At 68.3% G+C, this 16,866-nt stretch carries 17 protein-coding genes; 13 read left to right on the plus strand and 4 right to left on the minus strand.

The window, feature by feature from the left end:
- Positions 1–44: 44 nt before the first annotated feature.
- Positions 45–2,057, minus strand: coding sequence for a DUF262 domain-containing protein (locus ABIB15_RS13575; protein WP_354479663.1), 2,013 nt, complete (start codon positions 2,055–2,057; stop codon positions 45–47).
- An 87-nt stretch (positions 2,058–2,144) separates the two neighbouring features.
- Between ABIB15_RS13575 and ABIB15_RS13580 the strand changes: the two genes are divergently transcribed.
- The 3 genes from ABIB15_RS13580 to ABIB15_RS13590 all read left to right on the plus strand — a co-directional run bounded on the left by ABIB15_RS13580 (position 2,145) and on the right by ABIB15_RS13590 (position 4,063).
- Positions 2,145–2,918 carry a hypothetical protein gene (locus ABIB15_RS13580; protein WP_354479665.1) on the plus strand — a complete coding sequence of 258 codons (774 nt, stop codon included), beginning with the start codon at positions 2,145–2,147 and terminating at the stop codon, positions 2,916–2,918.
- A 98-nt stretch (positions 2,919–3,016) separates the two neighbouring features.
- Entirely contained in the window at positions 3,017–3,604 is a 588-nt protein-coding gene (locus tag ABIB15_RS13585; protein ID WP_354479668.1) for an LURP-one-related family protein, read from the plus strand.
- 120 nt (positions 3,605–3,724) lie between these two features.
- On the plus strand, positions 3,725–4,063 hold the full coding sequence (locus ABIB15_RS13590) for a DUF7882 family protein (protein WP_502908983.1): 339 nt from the start codon (positions 3,725–3,727) through the stop codon (positions 4,061–4,063).
- A gap of 4 nt (positions 4,064–4,067) precedes the next feature.
- On the opposite strand, the gene ABIB15_RS13595 is transcribed toward ABIB15_RS13590, so the two are convergent.
- Entirely contained in the window at positions 4,068–4,718 is a 651-nt protein-coding gene (locus tag ABIB15_RS13595; protein ID WP_354479673.1) for a 4a-hydroxytetrahydrobiopterin dehydratase, read from the minus strand.
- Between the two features lie 90 nt (positions 4,719–4,808).
- On the opposite strand from ABIB15_RS13595, the gene ABIB15_RS13600 reads away from it, so the two are divergent.
- Genes ABIB15_RS13600 through ABIB15_RS13615 form a run of 4 tightly spaced genes read left to right on the plus strand, consistent with a single transcriptional unit; the run spans position 4,809 to position 6,890 of the window.
- The gene (locus tag ABIB15_RS13600; RefSeq protein WP_354479675.1) at positions 4,809–5,174 is read left to right on the plus strand and encodes an ArsR/SmtB family transcription factor; all 366 of its coding nucleotides are present in this window, start codon (positions 4,809–4,811) and stop codon (positions 5,172–5,174) included.
- A complete protein-coding gene (locus tag ABIB15_RS13605) occupies positions 5,171–5,665 on the plus strand; it encodes an SRPBCC family protein (RefSeq protein ID WP_354479678.1) in 495 nt (164 codons plus the stop codon). The genes ABIB15_RS13600 and ABIB15_RS13605 overlap by 4 nt, the downstream gene beginning before the upstream one ends.
- Positions 5,666–5,712: 47 nt before the next feature.
- On the plus strand, positions 5,713–6,399 hold the full coding sequence (locus tag ABIB15_RS13610; RefSeq protein WP_354479681.1) for an NUDIX hydrolase: 687 nt from the start codon (positions 5,713–5,715) through the stop codon (positions 6,397–6,399).
- Positions 6,369–6,890, plus strand: coding sequence for a GNAT family N-acetyltransferase (locus ABIB15_RS13615; RefSeq protein ID WP_354479682.1), 522 nt, complete (start codon positions 6,369–6,371; stop codon positions 6,888–6,890). The genes ABIB15_RS13610 and ABIB15_RS13615 overlap by 31 nt, the downstream gene beginning before the upstream one ends.
- On the opposite strand, the gene ABIB15_RS13620 is transcribed toward ABIB15_RS13615, so the two are convergent.
- The gene (locus tag ABIB15_RS13620) at positions 6,887–8,671 is read right to left on the minus strand and encodes a DEAD/DEAH box helicase (protein WP_354479685.1); all 1,785 of its coding nucleotides are present in this window, start codon (positions 8,669–8,671) and stop codon (positions 6,887–6,889) included. The genes ABIB15_RS13615 and ABIB15_RS13620 overlap by 4 nt on opposite strands.
- A gap of 127 nt (positions 8,672–8,798) precedes the next feature.
- On the opposite strand from ABIB15_RS13620, the gene ABIB15_RS13625 reads away from it, so the two are divergent.
- On the plus strand, positions 8,799–10,583 hold the full coding sequence (locus tag ABIB15_RS13625; protein ID WP_354479687.1) for a SulP family inorganic anion transporter: 1,785 nt from the start codon (positions 8,799–8,801) through the stop codon (positions 10,581–10,583).
- Between the two features lie 68 nt (positions 10,584–10,651).
- A complete protein-coding gene (locus ABIB15_RS13630; RefSeq protein ID WP_354479690.1) occupies positions 10,652–12,367 on the plus strand; it encodes an alkaline phosphatase D family protein in 1,716 nt (571 codons plus the stop codon).
- 4 nt (positions 12,368–12,371) lie between these two features.
- Here ABIB15_RS13630 and ABIB15_RS13635 read toward each other — a convergent pair whose 3' ends face one another.
- Entirely contained in the window at positions 12,372–12,911 is a 540-nt protein-coding gene (locus ABIB15_RS13635) for a DUF6448 family protein (protein WP_354479693.1), read from the minus strand.
- 181 nt (positions 12,912–13,092) lie between these two features.
- Here ABIB15_RS13635 and ABIB15_RS13640 point away from each other — a divergent pair, with 181 nt between their 5' ends.
- The 4 genes from ABIB15_RS13640 to ABIB15_RS13655 form a co-directional block, all read left to right on the plus strand.
- Positions 13,093–14,232, plus strand: coding sequence for an NAD(P) transhydrogenase subunit alpha (locus ABIB15_RS13640; protein WP_354479696.1), 1,140 nt, complete (start codon positions 13,093–13,095; stop codon positions 14,230–14,232).
- On the plus strand, positions 14,232–14,582 hold the full coding sequence (locus tag ABIB15_RS13645; RefSeq protein ID WP_354479699.1) for an NAD(P) transhydrogenase subunit alpha part 2: 351 nt from the start codon (positions 14,232–14,234) through the stop codon (positions 14,580–14,582). The genes ABIB15_RS13640 and ABIB15_RS13645 overlap by 1 nt, the downstream gene beginning before the upstream one ends.
- Complete coding sequence (locus ABIB15_RS13650) at positions 14,579–15,952, plus strand: NAD(P)(+) transhydrogenase (Re/Si-specific) subunit beta (protein ID WP_354479702.1); 1,374 nt, start codon at positions 14,579–14,581, stop codon at positions 15,950–15,952. Before ABIB15_RS13645 ends, ABIB15_RS13650 begins: the two co-directional genes overlap by 4 nt.
- Positions 15,953–16,187: 235 nt before the next feature.
- On the plus strand, positions 16,188–16,866 hold a 679-nt coding region (locus tag ABIB15_RS13655; protein WP_354479705.1), incomplete at its 3' end, for a hypothetical protein.

Below are 16,866 nucleotides of genomic sequence, written 5' to 3' on the forward strand. Positions count from 1 at the left end.
TGCAGATTGTCGCACGATTTTCCGGAGCAGTGCATTCTCCCGAGCTACATTGCGGCCCCGACATACGAGTACTTCACGAAAACCTCGGAGGCGAGGCCGGTCTCGTCGAGCACGCCCTGCACCGCGGTGAGCATGTACTTCGAGTCCCAGCCCATATAGAGAAAGTGGGTCTCGTCGAGCGAATCCCAGTGGCCGTTCCAGGCCCGCGCCTCGAAGATCGGCCCGCCGCGCCGGGCGCTGAATGCGGTGACCGTGTCGCGATCGTCGGCCCAGAGCCGGCTGAAGATGCGGTTGAACAGGTACTTCATGTCGGGGACTTCCCAGTGCTCGCCGCGGTACTCGACGTACTCGAACTCCCGCTGCCAGCCGCGCGGCCAACCACGCCGCCTCTGCGCGTCGAGGATAGGGGTGAGCCCGTCGTCGTCGATTCCGGCGGCCGTCGGGCGAGCCCAGATCGCCAGGAAGTCGGCGGTGAGACGCGCGGCCCGCTCGGCGATCGCGGCGGTGCCCCAGACGGAAGTATCGGTGAGCTCGCGGGTCGCGGCGATCGAGCTCCGCGCGTAGATGGCGGTGCACTTCTCCGGGAAGGAGGCGTCAACCGCGCGCTCGGCAAACGACTCCTCGAGCAGGGTGAGGTTTCCGAGCGAATCGGCGAGCGCCCGATGGCTGTTCTGCTCGTCGTCGCTGTAGTCCGCCCACTCCCGCACCCCGTCGCCGCTCCACGCGTCGCCGGGTCCAAGCGGGAAGATGTGCTCCACGTCGAGCTCGGCCAGCGTGTCGACGCCGGCGAGGCGACCGAGCACATAGGCTGGGTGGGGGAGTGCGCCATACTTGAGCTCCACGCGCACACGGGCATCCGACGGGGTTATCCGGGCGATCGCGGCGTCGAGGCTCTGCGGTCCCGCGTCCCGTGCACGGCAGAGTCGCGCCACGAGCCGGTCGTTGCTGAGTCCGACCACGGTTCTGCGCAGCAGAAGAGACTGGATGTGCTCCAGTGTGCCGATCAGGGCATCCCGGTCCACCGTGCCGCGCGAGTAGTCGCGGTAGGCGCGCATCACGAGCGGGTACATGCCTCGCCCGACGGTGTTGACGTAGCCCAGTTGGCGGGCCAGCTCCGCGTCCGGCTCGAGCGTCGGCTCGAGGAGGATGCGGTAGACCGCCGAGTTCGCGGACCATTCTGGGGCGAGCGTACGCAGTGTCTCGAGGTCGAGGCGCGGGAACTCGTGCCGGAACGCGTCGTACACCCCGCGCCCGTCGCTGACGTCGATCTCGCGGCCGGTCGTCATGACCAGGTAGTGCCGCCAGAAGCCTGCGATGGACTCCCCGGTGTTCTGCTCGATCGGCAGCCAGAAAGACGCCTCGATCTCGGTCTGCTCCGCGTGAGACAGGCCCATCAGCACGTAGTTGTGGATCAGTTCGTGGTCACGAAGTGGTTCGCCGGTGGAGTTGAGGCTCTCGAAGATCTGCTGGGCGTTGGCCTCCGCGCCGAGGGTGATGGCGACGTGCTCAAGCCGTTGCAGTCCCGCCCAGATGCGCGGCACCTCTTCGGCGGGAACCTGGCTACGGAAGAAGGCGTAGTTGTCGTCGAACCGTGAGTCGCGCAGATCGCCGGCGGCCAGCCGTCGGCCCAGCACGACGCTCTCGAAGACGTCCGCCCAGGCCCGGTGCGGGCGGAGCTTGGTTCGGCTGCCGTCACCGGCGAGCACGAGCACCTGTTCCAGTTCGGCGGCAAGCGCGTGATCGCCGAACTGCTGACCCTGAACGGTGTGGTGCAGGGCCGCGATCAGCAGCATGAGCGTGGTGATGCGCTGCTGGCCGTCGATGAGCACGAGCTCCTCGGATGCGGTGCTCCCGGCGGAGAGGATCGAGCCGATGAAGTGCCGGTGCAGGTCGTCCGAGTCGGCGACGGCGCGTATGTCGGCGAGCAACTGCTCGCATCCGCCGATGTCCCAGCGGTACTGGCGTTGGTAGACGGGCACGACGATGGTGGTGTTCGCGGCGGAGAGCCAGCGAATCGTGTTGACCGCGGTCGCAGTGATGTTGGTGGCAGTGGCCATGTCGATCAACTGTATCCGAAGGTAGGCTTACCTAAGTTGGGCCTGTTAAAACGTGCTGGCCCCTGACGAAAGGACATGATCTCGATCATGGGTTATATCAAATCGGCTGCACTCGACGAGACCGGCTACGTCGTGCTCGACCGCTACAACCAGGAGCTCGAGCCGAAGGAGTGGCTCGACATCGAGTATGTCGACTGGAAGTCCTCCGGCGAGACCCGTTTCGCTCCGCTCGCCAGTGCGTTCGGCGAGATCGAGGTCAACGGATTCTGGAACCACAAGCCGCCGCGCACCGACAAAGACGGCGTGTGGATCCCGTCCCAGGTCGAGAAGGCGCCGAACCTCACCCGTCGCGCCCAGGAGCCCGGCTCCAACGTCGGCCGCTGCCGGGTCATCGAGCTGCTGCCGAACACCTACGCCGACTGCCTCTACAACCTGCACCAGGACGACAACAACCGCCTGAACCCGGATGGCACCGGCTGGGTCGTGCGTGGATTCTTCAACCTCTCCGATGACGAGACCAGCTACTTCGTGCTGCGCGAGAACCGCACCGACCCGAGCGTCGAGTACCGCATCGCGCTTCCCGCCGGCGCCCAGCTGATCATCGACACGCAGCGCCTGTGGCACGCTGCCACCCATCTCGGCAGCGACCCGCGCTACTGCCTGATCACCTCGTGGGAGTCGGGCCCCCAGCTCGACGAGTACATCGCGAAGCACAACGGCGTGAGCCGCGTGCCCAACGTCGACGTGGCGCAGGACGTTCTCGACGCCGGCCAGGCCGAGCAGACGCGGCGCATCGCCGCCCGTGCCGCGTACTACGCGGCCAAGGGCCAGGCCGAGAAGACGGCGATGAGCGAGGCCTGATCCTCGGGCTTGACGCCAGTTGGACCAGATTCACGAAACGCCCTCCTCCGGGAGGGCGTTTCGCGTCTCCGCGCTGCCCCCGGCGTTAGGCTGCGCGAGTGACGAACATCCCTCAGGGCGAAACGCCCCACCACCTCAACCGATTCTTCGTCAAGCAGCGCATCACCATGATGGTGAACCGCTACGAGATCAGGGAGGCGAAGCCCGACGGCTCCGAGGGTGGCGTGATCGCCATCGCCCAGCAGAAGCGGATGGCATTCAAAGAGCAGGTCACCTTCTACGCCGACGAAGCGCGCACACGGCCCGTGTTCTCGTTCAAGGCCCGGCAGGCCCTCGACCTCGCCGCGGTCTACGACGTGACGGATGCTGCGGGAGAGCCGCTCGGTTTTTTCCAGAAGGACTTCCGCGCGAGCCTGCTGCGATCGAGCTTCCACCTCGGCGGCCCCGGCCTCGAGGCGTATGGGCAGGAGAGGAACCCGGCCATCGGCGTCATCCGCCGCTTCATCGACCTCCCGTTCGCGTTCCACTTCGACTTCACCGACCGCAGCTCGGGCGCGATCGTCATGTCGAGCGAGCGCCAGTTCTCGCTTCGCGACCGATACACGGTCACTGTTCCCGACCCACGGCTCGACTTCCGGCTCGCCGCCGCGATGGCGGTCGGGCTCGACGCGTTGATGCAGCGCTGACGCGTGGGGAACGGCCCGCTTGGCACGCGGTGCCGGAAGGTGATCGATTGGGGGACTTTCGCCCCGAGACTATGTCACTGTTCTCGCTTACCGTGGACGGCAGGATCAGGGAGGTCACGCGTGGGTGTATTGCTCTATGGCACTGGAATGACACGGTTCGAGTTCGACGACCGGGTTCTTACCCACCTGCAGCTCGTGATCACGGCGAAGCTCCGCCGGGACGAGCGCTTCATGTGCACGTGGACGCTGCCCGTCGACACCGGCGGAGGACGCGTCAGCATCTGGTTCGACCCGAGCATCCCCCTGTGCTTCCAGTACGCGAAGGTGGCGGTCGGTCCCGTCAATGCGGCGTGGCTTGGGGAGCTGATGAGGTCCGCGAACAGCGTCGGGGGGCTGCACGTGCTCCCCGAGCCGCTCGCCGCCCCGGCCCAGCAGTTCGCGGAAGTTACGGCGGGATAGCCGGTCAGTCGCGCCCCATCCACGTGGCCACGTCGACCTCGTTGTCTTCGGCGTCGGCGAGTGTCCACCAGGCGGGAGCGTGCTCGTCGGTGACGAGGTGGCCCCCGGCGGCGATCGCCGCCTCGACGCGCGCCTCGGCCGCATCGTGCGGAACCCAGACATCCACATGGATGCGGTTGCGCTGGGGGCGCGGGGCGTCCATCTCCTGGAACCAGATTGAGGGCCCGCGCCCGAACCGATCCTCGAGGTCGGCGTCGCCGACCTGCGTATAGCCGAGAACGGCCCGCCAGAACGGCATCACCTGCGGTGCGACGAGCGAGTCGATCGTCAGGTCGATGTCGTGAAGGGCGACCGGGTCGGCCGGAATGTCGAGTTCGTGGGCGACCTCGGAGATCTGGCGCGCGAGGCTGGCGTCGCGGGTGCTCAGCCCTCCGACCTCGTGGGTGATCAGTCGCACGGTGACACCGGCGTAGCGCAGGTCGATGTCGGGGTGATGGTTCGCGGCATCCGCCAGTTCGGCAATAGCGTCGACCAGCTGGGCGCCCGCCTGGAACGAACCGGTGCGGAAGTACGCGCAGACCCCGTGGGCCAGCATCCGCCAGCCTTCGACTCCCGCGCCGTCATGGAATTGCCTGGGTGTGATCTGCTCCACCATGCGTTTCACGGTAGACCCGTGGTCGCCGGGCGCGGAAGGGCCAAAATTGCCCATTGCGCCCGCGATGATAGAGCGCTAACGTACAACCAAATGGTTGTAGAAAAGTCGAGCGACACCCAGCTGAGCGAAGCTGAGGTGGATCGCATCTTCCAGGCACTGGCGGATGCGACTCGCCGCGACATCGTCGCCCGGGTGACCACCCGCGAGCGGTCGGTCTCCGACCTGGCGCGCGTGTACACCATGAGCTTCGCCGCGGTCCAGAAGCACGTGGCGGTGCTCGAGCGGGCGAGGCTCGTCACCAAGAAGCGTCGGGGGAGGGAGCAGATCGTGCACCCCGACCCGAGCATGCTCCGGAGAGCGGCACGGCTGCTCGACTCCTATGAGGAGATCTGGCGTGGCCGGGCCGATCGCATCGACCAGTTGCTGGCCGAGGATGAGAAGGGAATGAAGCAATGACCGTAGTGAGCATTGAGAAGGACGTCGAGGCCCTCACGATGAAGTTCATCGCGGAGTTCGACGCGGGCATCGACCGGGTCTGGCAGCTCTGGAAGGACCCGCGTCAGCTTGAGCGCTGGTGGGGACCGCCGACCTACCCGGCGACCTTCGAGAAGCACGACTTTCGGGTGGGAGGGCGATCCGCCTATTACATGACCGGCCCGGACGGCGAGAAGCCCCGCGGATGGTGGCAGATCACGGCGATCGAGGAGCCGACCAGGTTCGAGTTCGACGACGGCTTCGCGGACGACGACGGCAACCCGGTCGACGCGATGGGCATCGTCCACGGCGTCGTGACCCTGGACGAGGTCGGTGGCAAGACCCGAATGACCTCGCTCTCGAGCTTCGAGAGCGCCGAGCAGCTCCAGCAGATGATGGAGATGGGCATGGAGGAGGGAATGCGGGAGGCGATGGGCCAGATGGACGCGATCCTCGCGGAGGTCAAGGTCTGAGCCCGGCCGAACGACGGAGCGGGCACATCGCGCCTAGGCTTGCGGCCATGTCGCAGCCCCGTGGTGACGCCCGCTCCGAACTCGGCGCCCTGTGCGCGCGCGGGATCGACTGGGCAGTGGGTCCCTCGCGGATGCTGCTCGACTACTCCCGCGCGCGCCGGGCCGCCGTGCTCGTGCTGTTCGGGGTGCTCGACTCGCTGCCGGCCCGGGCAACGTCGGCGGCCGCGGCAGGCCCGGTGGCACGCGACCTCGACGTGCTCCTGCAACGCAGGGCGGTGACGATGGGCCACCACCCCGGGCAGATCTCTTTCCCGGGCGGGGGAGCCGACGCATCCGATTCCGACGCGGCGGCGACCGCGCTGCGCGAGGCCGTCGAGGAGACCGGACTCGACCCGAGCGGCGTCGAGATTCTGGGGACGCTGCCCGAGCTGCCGCTGCCGGTCAGCAACAATCTCGTCACCCCGGTTCCCGCCTGGTGGACGCGCACCTCGCAGGTGGCCGCGGTCGACCACCGGGAGTCGGTGGAGGTGTTCCGCGTTCCGGTCGCCGACCTGCTCGACCCCGCGAACCGCGCCAGCGTGGTGCACGAGTGGCGCGGGCGCACCGTGCACACCCCCGCCTTCACCCTCGACGGCGCACTCGTGTGGGGATTCACCGCGATCGTGCTCTCCCGCATGTTCGACGAGCTCGACTGGTCCGTGTCGTGGGATCGAGAGCGCCTGGTGCTGCCGTGAACCGCGGCGCGCGCATCACTCTCAACGACCCCGACTACGTCTTCTATCTCCCCGTCGCCGAGCAGGCTGCACTCCGCGACGAGCCTGCCTTGGGCGGAACGCGGCAGCTGACGTCGGAAGACGAGAACGCGTTTGTCCGGTTCGCCGGGGAGGCCCCCGAGGCCGACATCGACGAAGCGTTCGTCGAACTCGACCACTGGCTCGTCTTCGGAACCTTCGTGGACGGTCGGCTCGTCGCCGCGGCGAGCATGTATCCATGGGAGGGCACCAGGCTTGCTGACCTCGGCGTGATTACTCTGCCGGACTATCGGGGCCGTGGACTGGGGGGAGCGACCGTGCGCGCGATCAGCGCGCACGCGATCGCGATGGGTTATGAACCGCAGTACCGTTGCCAGCGCGACAACGCACCATCGGTGGCGTTGGCCACCTCGGCAGGGTTCACGCGCTTCGGCGAGTGGGAGGTCATCGTGCGCACCGGCAAAACGCCCTAGTCGCGGTAGCTTGTCCGCGGAGGTCGCTCGCCACGGTCGTCACGCCGGTTCGGCGTGCCCCGGTCGACACGGATCTCGATGAGCTTGCCGCTGATGCGGGTGTCCTTGAGCCTGTCGAGCACGTCGCCGGGCAGGTCGGCCGGCAGGTCGACGATCGAGAAGTCGGGCAGGATCTTGATCGCGCCGAAGTCCTCGCGGCTCAGGCCGCCCTCGTTGGCGATCGCACCGACGATCTGGCGCGGCTCGACCTTCTGCCGCTTGCCGACCTCGATGCGGAACGATGTCATCTTGCGGTTGCTGTCCCGGGGGCGACGCTCGGCGCGCTCGGCGCGGTCGGCGCGGTCGGCGCGGTCCCACCCGTCGTCCCGGCGGTCATCGCGGGGAGGCCGCTCGCGCTCAGGGCGCTGGAACCGGGCATCCTGGGGTGAGAGCAGCAGCGGCTCCTCGCCCTGGGCGACCACAGCGAGGGCTGCCGCGACGTCGGCCTCGGGCACGTCATGGTGTTGTACATAGTGCGCGATGATGTCGCGGAACCCGCTGATGCGCTCGGCCTGGCCGAGGGCCTCGGTGATCGCGTCATCGAAGCGGGCGAGGCGCGTGACGTTGACGTCGTCGACGCTCGGCAGCTGCATCTGGGTGAGCGGCTGGCGGGTCGCCTTCTCGATGGCGCCGAGCAGGCGGCGCTCGCGCGGCGTGACGAAGCTGATCGCGGCGCCGCTGCGGCCCGCGCGCCCCGTGCGCCCGATGCGGTGCACGTAGGACTCGGTGTCGATCGGGATGTCGTAGTTGACGACGTGGCTGATCCGCTCGACGTCGAGGCCGCGGGCCGCGACATCCGTGGCGACGAGGATGTCGAGCTTGCCTGACTTGAGCTGGTTGACGGTGCGCTCGCGCTGGGCCTGGGCGACGTCGCCGCTGATCGCCATGGCCGAGTAGCCGCGCGCACGCAGCTTCTCGGCGAGAGTCTCGGTCTCGTTCTTGGTGCGCACGAAGACGATCATTCCCTCGAAGTTCTCGACCTCGAGGATGCGGGTGAGGGCGTCGACCTTCTGCGGATACGACACCATCAGGTAGCGCTGGGTGGTGTTCGCGGAGGTCGTCGTCTTGTTCTTGACCGTGATCTCTTCCGGGTCGTTCAGGTACTTCTGAGAGATGCGTCTGATCTGCGGCGGCATGGTGGCCGAGAACAGCGCGACCTGCTTGTCGCTGGGGGTGTCGGCGAGGATCGTCTCGACGTCCTCGGCGAAGCCCATCTTGAGCATCTCGTCGGCCTCGTCGAGCACGAGGTACTTGAGCTCGGAGAGGTCGAGGGTGCCCTTGGCGAGGTGGTCCATGATGCGGCCAGGGGTGCCGACGACGACATGCACGCCACGCCGCAGGGCGGAGAGCTGCACACCATAGGCCTGGCCGCCATAGACGGGAAGTACGTGCACGCCGCGCATGTGGGAGGCGTACTTCTCGAATGCCTCGCAGACCTGCAGGGCGAGCTCGCGGGTCGGGGCGAGAACGAGCGCCTGCGGGCTCTTCTGCGACACGTCGAGGCGCGACAGGATCGGCAGCGCGAACGCGGCCGTCTTTCCGGTGCCGGTCTGGGCGAGGCCCACAACGTCGCGGCCGGCGAGGAGCGGGGGGATGGTCGCGGCCTGGATGGCCGACGGGGTCTCGTAGCCGACGTCCTTGAGCGCCTTGAGCATGGCGTCGCTCAGCCCGAGGTCGGAGAAGGTCTTAGCGTCGCTGGCAGTGTCTGCCTCGCTCGGCGCGGTCGTGTCAGGATGCGTCACTGTACAACGGTAGTCGATAGCGCGCCCGTGCTCGCGCGAAGGTTCCTCGGGTTCCCCAGTTCGGGGCAGCGCGGCGCTTCGCGAGCGACCCTTCTGTGCGCGCGAGAACTGGGACACAATGAGCCGAATGGGCGATAACGAGACCGGGGGCGCGATGGCGCGGCGCTCGGTGCGCCGCCGCTGGGGACCGGGGCACTGGCTGCCCCGACGCTGGGTGCCAGGCTTCGCAACCGCACGCGGGTACCACCGCGCGTGGCTGCTGCCCGACCTCCGTGCCGGCGTGGTGCTCACCGCCCTGCTGATTCCCGCCGGGATCGGATACGCCGAGGTCGCGGGGCTGCCGCCGGAGACCGGCCTCTACGCGACGATCCTCCCTCTTCTGGCGTACGCGATTTTCGGTCCGTCGCGCATTCTCGTGCTCGGGCCCGACTCCGCGCTTGCCCCGATCATCGCCGCCGCGATCCTCCCGCTTGCGCTCGGTGATGATGAGCGCGCGGTGGCTCTTGCCGGCCTGCTCGCCCTCATGGTCGGCGTGATCCTGCTGGTAGGGGGACTGCTGCGGTTGGGCTTCGTAACCGACCTCATCTCCAAGCCGATCCGGGTCGGCTACCTGAACGCGATCGCCCTCCTCGTTCTCGTCTCGCAGATACCGGCGCTGCTCGGCTTCTCGATCGACCGGGAGTCCCCGCTCAGAGACGTCTCCGCGATCATCGGCGGCATCGTCGAGGGTCGCGTCGATGCCCTGGCGCTGGCCTTCGGCCTCGGATCGCTCGCCGTGATCGTGCTGTTCGGCCGGTTCCTGTCGCGCGTGCCCGGCGTGTTCGTGGCGGTGGTGCTCGCGACCGCGCTCACCGCGATCCTCGGACTGTCGGAGCGGCTGCCCGTGGTCGGGGCGCTCCCGCAGGGCGTGCCGGCGCCGGCCCTCGGCGGGGTGGGGTGGGCGGATGTCGCGGACCTCGCGCTGCCGGCGCTCGGCATCGCCCTCATCGCCTTCACCGATACCGCCGTGCTGTCGCGCACCTTCGCGGCGCGGCGCGGCGAATCGGTCAGCGGCAGCCAGGAGATGGCCGCCATCGGGGTGTCGAATCTCGCGAGCGGACTGTTCGGCGGATTCCCGATCTCGGCATCCTCGTCGCGGACCCCGGTCGCTGAGAAGGCGGGCGCGCGCTCGCAGCTCACCGGTCTGGTCGGCGCGGCACTCATCGTGGCGTTCATGCTGACCGCCCCCGGGCTCACGGTCTACCTCCCCTCGGCGGTGCTTGCCGCGGTGGTGATCGTCGCCGCCGCGAGTCTCGTCGAGGTGAAGGGCTTCGTCGCCATCGCCCGGGTGAACCGGGTCGACGCGCTCCTGTCGTTCGCCGCGCTGGTCGGGGTGCTCGTGGTCGGGGTGATCCAGGGTATTGCGGTGGCGATCGGGCTCTCCTTCCTGGCGTTCGTCAACCAGGCGCGGCGGCCGTACCGGGCAGAACTCGGCCGCCGGCACGGCGTGCGCGGCTACCACGACCTCTCGCGGCATCCCGACGGTGAGCGCCTGCCCGGAATCGTGATCGTGCGCTTTGACGCGCCGCTCTTCTTCGCGAACGGCGGGTTGTTCGACGACTACGTGCGTGAGACGGTCGCTGCGGCCGGCACCGGGGTGCGCACCGTGATCCTCGCGGCCGAACCCATCACCGACATCGACACGACGGCGATCGACGAGCTGGTCGAACTCGACGACTTCCTCGCCTCCCGCGGGATCACCTTGATCTTCGCCGAGATGAAGGGCCCGGTGAAGGATCTTCTTCGTGCCTACGGCCTGAGCGGACGCTTTCCGCCGGAGCGGTTCGCGCAGACCGTCGGCGCGGCCGTCGACGACGCGACGGGCACCCTGCGCGGCGACCTCGAGGGCACCCGCTGGGATGAGGAACCCTAAATCGGCAGGGAAAGACCCCGTCGTCAAAGCCCTAGCCGAGTGCGCGATGGCACGCTAGACCTTTAGTCATGACGACGTCTCCTCTGGTCCTCGGTCCGATCCTGCGTCACGTCGACGAGGTCTCGGCGAGCATCTGGGTCGAGACGAGGGAGTCTGCGACGGTGACCGTCCTCACCCCGCACCGCTCCGCGTCGGCACGCACGTTCGCCGTACACGGGCACCACTACGCCCTCGTGCACGTCGAGGGCCTTGCGGCCGGCTCGGTCACGCCGTACTCGGTCGAGGTCGACGGCACGCGGGCGTGGCCGGATGTCGATTCGTCGCTTCCGGCATCCGTCATCTCGACCCTGGAGCGGGGGAGACCGCTGCGGATGTCGTTCGGATCGTGCCGCACGAGCGTGCCGCACGACAAGGCGGGCAATCGAAGCCACGGGGTGGATGCGCTGCGCGCCTTCGCGCTGCAGCTGGCCGCGCGAGACCGGGTGATCGAGTGGCCCGACCTGATGCTGTTCTTGGGCGACCAGGTCTATGCCGACTCGACGAGCGCGGCGATGCAGGAGTTCATTGCTGCCCGGCGCGACATCCACGAGCCGCCAGGGAAGGAGCTCGCCGACTATGAGGAGTACGCGCACCTGTACCGACTGGCCTGGTCGGACGAGGCCAACCGCTGGCTGCTGTCGACGGTGTCGAGCGCGATGATCTTCGACGATCACGACGTGCGCGACGACTGGAATGCATCCCTCAGTTGGAAACGCACGATGGAGGCGAAGCCCTGGTGGCACGGGCGCATCGTTGCCGGCCTGGCGTCGTATTGGGTGCACCAGCACATCGGCAACCTCTCCGCGGCCGAGCGCGCCGAGGACGAGATCTGGCGGCGGATCGCCGAGCACGGCCGCGCGTCCGAGCTCGAGTCCGAGCTCGAGTCCGAGCTCGATCTGAGCGAGGTGCTCGACGAGTTCGCCGCCCGCTGCGACCGGGAGTCGGGGAGCTACCGGTGGAGCTTCTGCCGTGACTTCGCCGATTCGCGGCTGATCGTGATCGACTCCCGTGCCGCCCGCGAGCTCGACCCGGCGAGCCGAGCGCTCCTTGACGAGGAGGAGACCGGGTGGCTCGATGAGCGGATGCGGGGAGGGTTCCGGCACCTCCTCGTCGGCACCTCCTTGCCCTTCCTGCTGCCGCCGGGGCTGCACCACATCGAGTCGTGGGACGAGGCGATCTCGGAGGGCGCCTGGGGCAGGCTCGCGGCCGCCGTCGGCGAACGGCTGCGTCAGGCCTTCGACCTCGAACACTGGGGTGCGTTCCAGAGGAGCTTCCGGCGGCTGGCCGAGATGGCGACCGAGGTGGCCGACGGCACGCGCGGCGAGCCACCCGAGACCGTCACCTTCCTCTCCGGCGACGTGCACTTCTCCTACATCTCCGAGGTCGAGAGGTCGTCGGGCAGTCGCATCGTGCAGGCGGTGTGCTCGCCGATCCGCAACCCCATGCACGTGGTGCTGCGCACCTTCAACGCGGTGCTCGCCTACGGGATCGCCACGAAGCTCGCCGCGCGCCTCGCCCGCACGGCGGGGGTCGCCGATCCGCCCCTCCACTGGTCGGGCATCGCGGGGCCCTGGTTCGACAACTGCCTCGCGAGCCTGGTCGAGACCCCCGACGGGCTGCGGGTGCGCTGGGTCTCCGGCATCGTCGAGCGCGGCGACATGCTCCGGCCCGAGGCGAAAGAGGTCGCGGCGATCACGGTGAAACGCCGCGGATCCTCCTCCGTCAGCGCTGATTCGCAGCGCTGACGACTCAGCGGTCGTGCACGAGATCGCGTTCGTTGTGGATCGCGGGCGCGGACAGCGCCTGGTACACGTGGTGGGCATAGACCTCGAAACTGAGCATCGCCTCGACGTGCTTTCGCGCGAAGTCCAGCGAGAGGTGCTTCATGGCCTCCAGTAGCTTGACGTGCTCGAGCCTGCTGGTGAATTCGTCGCGCAGCACATCGCTGAGAAACGCCACGAGCGCCTCGGACGAACCACTCTGGACGGAGTGCTCGGCAAGCGGAATCACGCGGCCGACCGAGAGCCCCGCCGGCTTGATGCCGGTATAGGGCGCTCCTTCGCCCGCACGATGCACGCGAACGACTGTCTCGAAGAAGAGCTGGTCCGCGACCGCCCTCGTCTCCGCGCTCTCGCGGCGCACCGGCAGCACCATGTCGAACATCCTGCGCACCTCCGATTCGCCCTCCGCGTGAACGTAGGGAAGAACCAGCTCCACGTCCTCGGCCTTCAGAGCCTGCCGAGCGGCGGTGACTACCGGGCCGTCGAGCGAATCGCAGTGCGGGGGCATGGCTTCTCCAGTCGTCGTGATCTCCCACGTTGGGGCATCGCACGCTCCCGCGTCAGGGGCCAAGGTCCCTCGGTGTGCCCGCCGCGCCAGACGCTCCCCACCAAATGCCGCGCCCGCCTCCCCGACAAATCCCCACAATCTCGATAGCGTCAACTGAGCACAACGATGCGAGGAGCTGGCAATGAAGGTAGCCGTCAAACGGGAGCAAGATCCCGGCGAGCTGCGCGTCGCGGCGACGCCGGATTCCGTGCGCCACCTCGCAGACCAGGGGCTCGAGGTCGTCATCGAGGCGGGCGCGGGCGAGGCCGCCGGATACACGGATGCCGCCTACGCAGCATCCGGCGCCGAGGTCGTGACGAGCATCGACCCGCAGACGATCGACGTGCTCGCCCACGTGCGGCCGCTGACCGCCGAGTTCATCGGGCTCCTGCGCGCGGGCACGATCACGATCGGGTTCGGCTCGCCGTCCAGTCAGCTCCCGGCGGTCGCGGCATTCCGTGATGCGCGCGTGACCGCCTTTGCCATGGAGCTCGTGCCGCGCATCTCCCGCGCCCAGTCGATGGACGCCCTCACCTCGCAAGCGCTCGTGTCCGGCTATCGCTGCGCGCTCGAGGCGGCCATGCGCCTGCCCCGCTTCTTCCCGCTCTACATGACCGCGGCCGGCACCATCCCCCCGGCGAAGGTGCTCGTGCTGGGTGCCGGCGTCGCCGGGCTGCAGGCCATCGCCACGGCCAAGCGCCTCGGGGCCCGGGTGTCCGCGTACGACGTGCGCGTCGCATCCGCCGATGAGGTGCGCTCTATGGGCGGCACCTTCGTCGACCTCGGCCTCGACGCGATCGACGGGGCGGGGGGCTACGCACCTGAACTGGCCGAGGATCGCGCGCGTCTCCAGCAGGAGAGACTGGCCCCGTTCGTTGCGGGTGCCGACGTCGTGATCACGACCGCGGCCATCCCCGGCCGGCCCGCGCCGCGCCTGGTGAGCGCCGACATGCTGCAGGGGATGCGGAGCGGATCGGTCATCGTCGACCTCGCCGCCGAGTCGGGCGGCAATGTGGAGGGCAGCATCCCCGGAGAGGAGGTACGGGTGGCGGTCGCGGACGGCCACATCGTGCTGCTCGGCATGAAGGACGTCCCGTCCAAAATGGCCAACGATGCCTCAAGGCTCCTGGCGAGGAACATCTCCAACCTCATCGCGCTCATGACAGTCGACGGCGCGGTCGTTCCCGACTTCGACGACGAGGTCGTCCGCGGAACCTGCCTCACCCACGAGGGAGCCATCGTGCACCAACCCACCCGCGACGCCCTGGAGGGAACCAACTGATGGATGCCGTCACCCTGCTGACGATCTTCGTGCTGTCCGTCTTCGTCGGCTTCGAGGTCGTCTCGAAGGTGTCCAGCACCCTGCACACCCCGTTGATGTCGGGGGCCAACGCGATCCACGGCATCATCCTCGTCGGCGCGATCATCGTTGCGGGGCAGGCCGAGAATGTCGGCATCCTGATCGCGGCGCTCGCCGCTGTGCTGATGTCGACGGTCAACCTCGTCGGTGGCTTCGTGGTGACCGACCGGATGCTGGAGATGTTCGGCGGGCGCCGGCCGGTGGCCCAGGCCTCCGCAGCGCCGCCCTCCGCAGCGCCGCCCTCCGCATCCGCGAAGGAAGGCGACCGATGAGCCTGCTCAGCCCGGAATGGACGGCGGTGCTCTACCTCGCCGCCGCCGCCTGCTTCATCCTCGCGCTCAAGGGCCTCGGCAACCCGCGGACGGCCCGTCGCGGCAACCTCATCGGTGCCACCGGCGCGGCCATCGCCGTGCTGACGGTGTTCCTCTCGACCGATCTCGACAACGTGCCGCTCGTCGTCGCCGTGATCATCGTCGGGGCGCTCATCGCGACCCCCGTGTCGCGCCGGGTGCAGATGACCGCGATGCCGCAGCTGGTCGCACTCTTCAACGGTGTCGGCGGTGGCGCGGCCGCGATCGTCGCCCTTCTCGAGCTCGCCCACGTCGAGACGCAGTTCGCCGCGGGCGCGATCGCGTTCACGGTGCTCGTCGGCGCCGTGTCGTTCTCGGGGTCGTGCATCACCTTCGCCAAGCTGCAGGGCATCCTGCCGGGCCGCCCGCTCATCTTCCCCGGCCAGGCCTGGGTCATGGGGCTGGTCCTCATCGCCGCGGTGGGGTTGGCCGTTGCGGTCGTCATCGACCGGTGGATGCCGGGCGCATCGCTGCTGCTCGTGCTCGGCCTGATCGCCGGGGTGCTGCTCGTCAACCCGGTCGGCGGGGCTGACGTTCCCATCGTGATCTCGCTGCTGAATGCGTTCACGGGGCTCACCGTCGCCGCGTCGGGCCTCGTGCTGGGCAACGTTCTGCTGCTCGTGGCGGGCACCCTCGTGGGTGCGAGCGGAACGATCCTGACCCGCGCAATGGCATCCGCGATGGGCCGCAACGTGAGCGGAATCATCTTCGGGGCGTTCAAGGGCGGGTCGACGGCCGGATCGACGGTCGTGTCGGAGCGTCCGGTGCGGTCGTCCTCCGCCGAGGACGTGGCGATCCTGCTGGCGTATGCGCAGCGCGTGATCGTTGTGCCCGGCTACGGGCTCGCCGTCGCCCAGGCGCAGCACACCATGGCCGAGCTGGCCTCGACACTCGAGGGTAAGGGGATCGAGGTCGTCTACGGCATCCACCCCGTCGCCGGGCGCATGCCCGGGCACATGAACGTGTTGCTCGCCGAGGCCAATGTGCCCTACGAGCAGCTCAAGGAGATGGACGAGGTGAACCCGCAGTTCAAGACGGCCGATGTCGTGCTCGTCGTCGGCGCCAATGATGTCGTCAACCCGGCGGCGAAGACGAGCCCGGGCTCGCCCATCTATGGCATGCCCATCCTCGATGTCGAGGCCGCGCGCCAGGTGGTCTTTCTCAAGCGGTCGATGCGGCCCGGGTTCGCGGGGATCGAGAACGAGTTGCTCTACGCACCCCAGACGACGCTGCTCTTCGGCGACGCGAAGGCCTCGCTCACCAAGGTGTTGAGTGCGGTGAAGAGCCTGTAGCTCGCGCGTTGGGCCCGTGGGCGAGCCTGTTCACGTGGTCGGAGATTTCGCCGACGAACCCCTGAGTCGGAGTTTGTGCCGGATTTGTGCCGTCCGCCTGGCATCGCGGTGCCGGCTCTGTGGCGTCGCGGCCGGAGGGGCGCGGGAACGGGGTCCGCGGCTCGGCGTGGGCTGGGCCGATTTGCGCCGTTCCCGAGTCAATTCAAATGTCGGTGGGTGGGTATTCACTATGGGTATGAGGAGCTATCGGTGGTCGGCGGAGCAGGAGGCGGAGCTTGCCGAGTCGATGCTGCAGTTCAATATCGAGGCGGATAGGGAGATGGCCGCGAAGGGCTACCGGCCGGGGGGCGGCCTGCCGTTTCAGGGGATGCCGGCGGAGATGTTCCCGCACGACCCTGATCTGGATGATCCGCTCTGGGTCGACGAGCACGACTACCCCGACCACCCGGGGCAGCTTGACGAGCCCGGCCAGCCGGATCAGTATGACCAGTCCGATCGCCGCGACAGTTCCGGCCGGTCCGGCGATGGGCTTGAGGCGAGTCGTGGGTACCCGTACGGTGTCGCGGCAGGCGCGGCTGGTCCGATCGAAGCAATGGAGCGGGTCCTTGACGAGTTGGAGCGGGTGGAACAGGGTGTCGCGAGCCTTCTGGGTGATCGGGCGATCCTGTTCGAGCAGGCCTTACTGCTGGGCGAGTCCGGCACGGAGCGAACCCGGGCTGGGTCTCGGCAGTTAGCGTGGCGGAGTTTGCGGGCGGAGTTGGGGGCGGCATTGCGGATCCCGGAGCGCACCATCGAGGGCCTCCTGGGTGTCAGTCGCGCCCTAGGTGCGTGGGTCAGAACTTTCTGGTTAACGCGCCGAGGTGAATCCGGTGGGCAGTGCGCGGCGCTGGGAGAATCGGTTCATGTTGGTGACT

The sequence above is a fragment of the Marisediminicola sp. UYEF4 genome (assembly GCF_040546025.1).
GTDB lineage: Bacteria > Actinomycetota > Actinomycetes > Actinomycetales > Microbacteriaceae > Marisediminicola.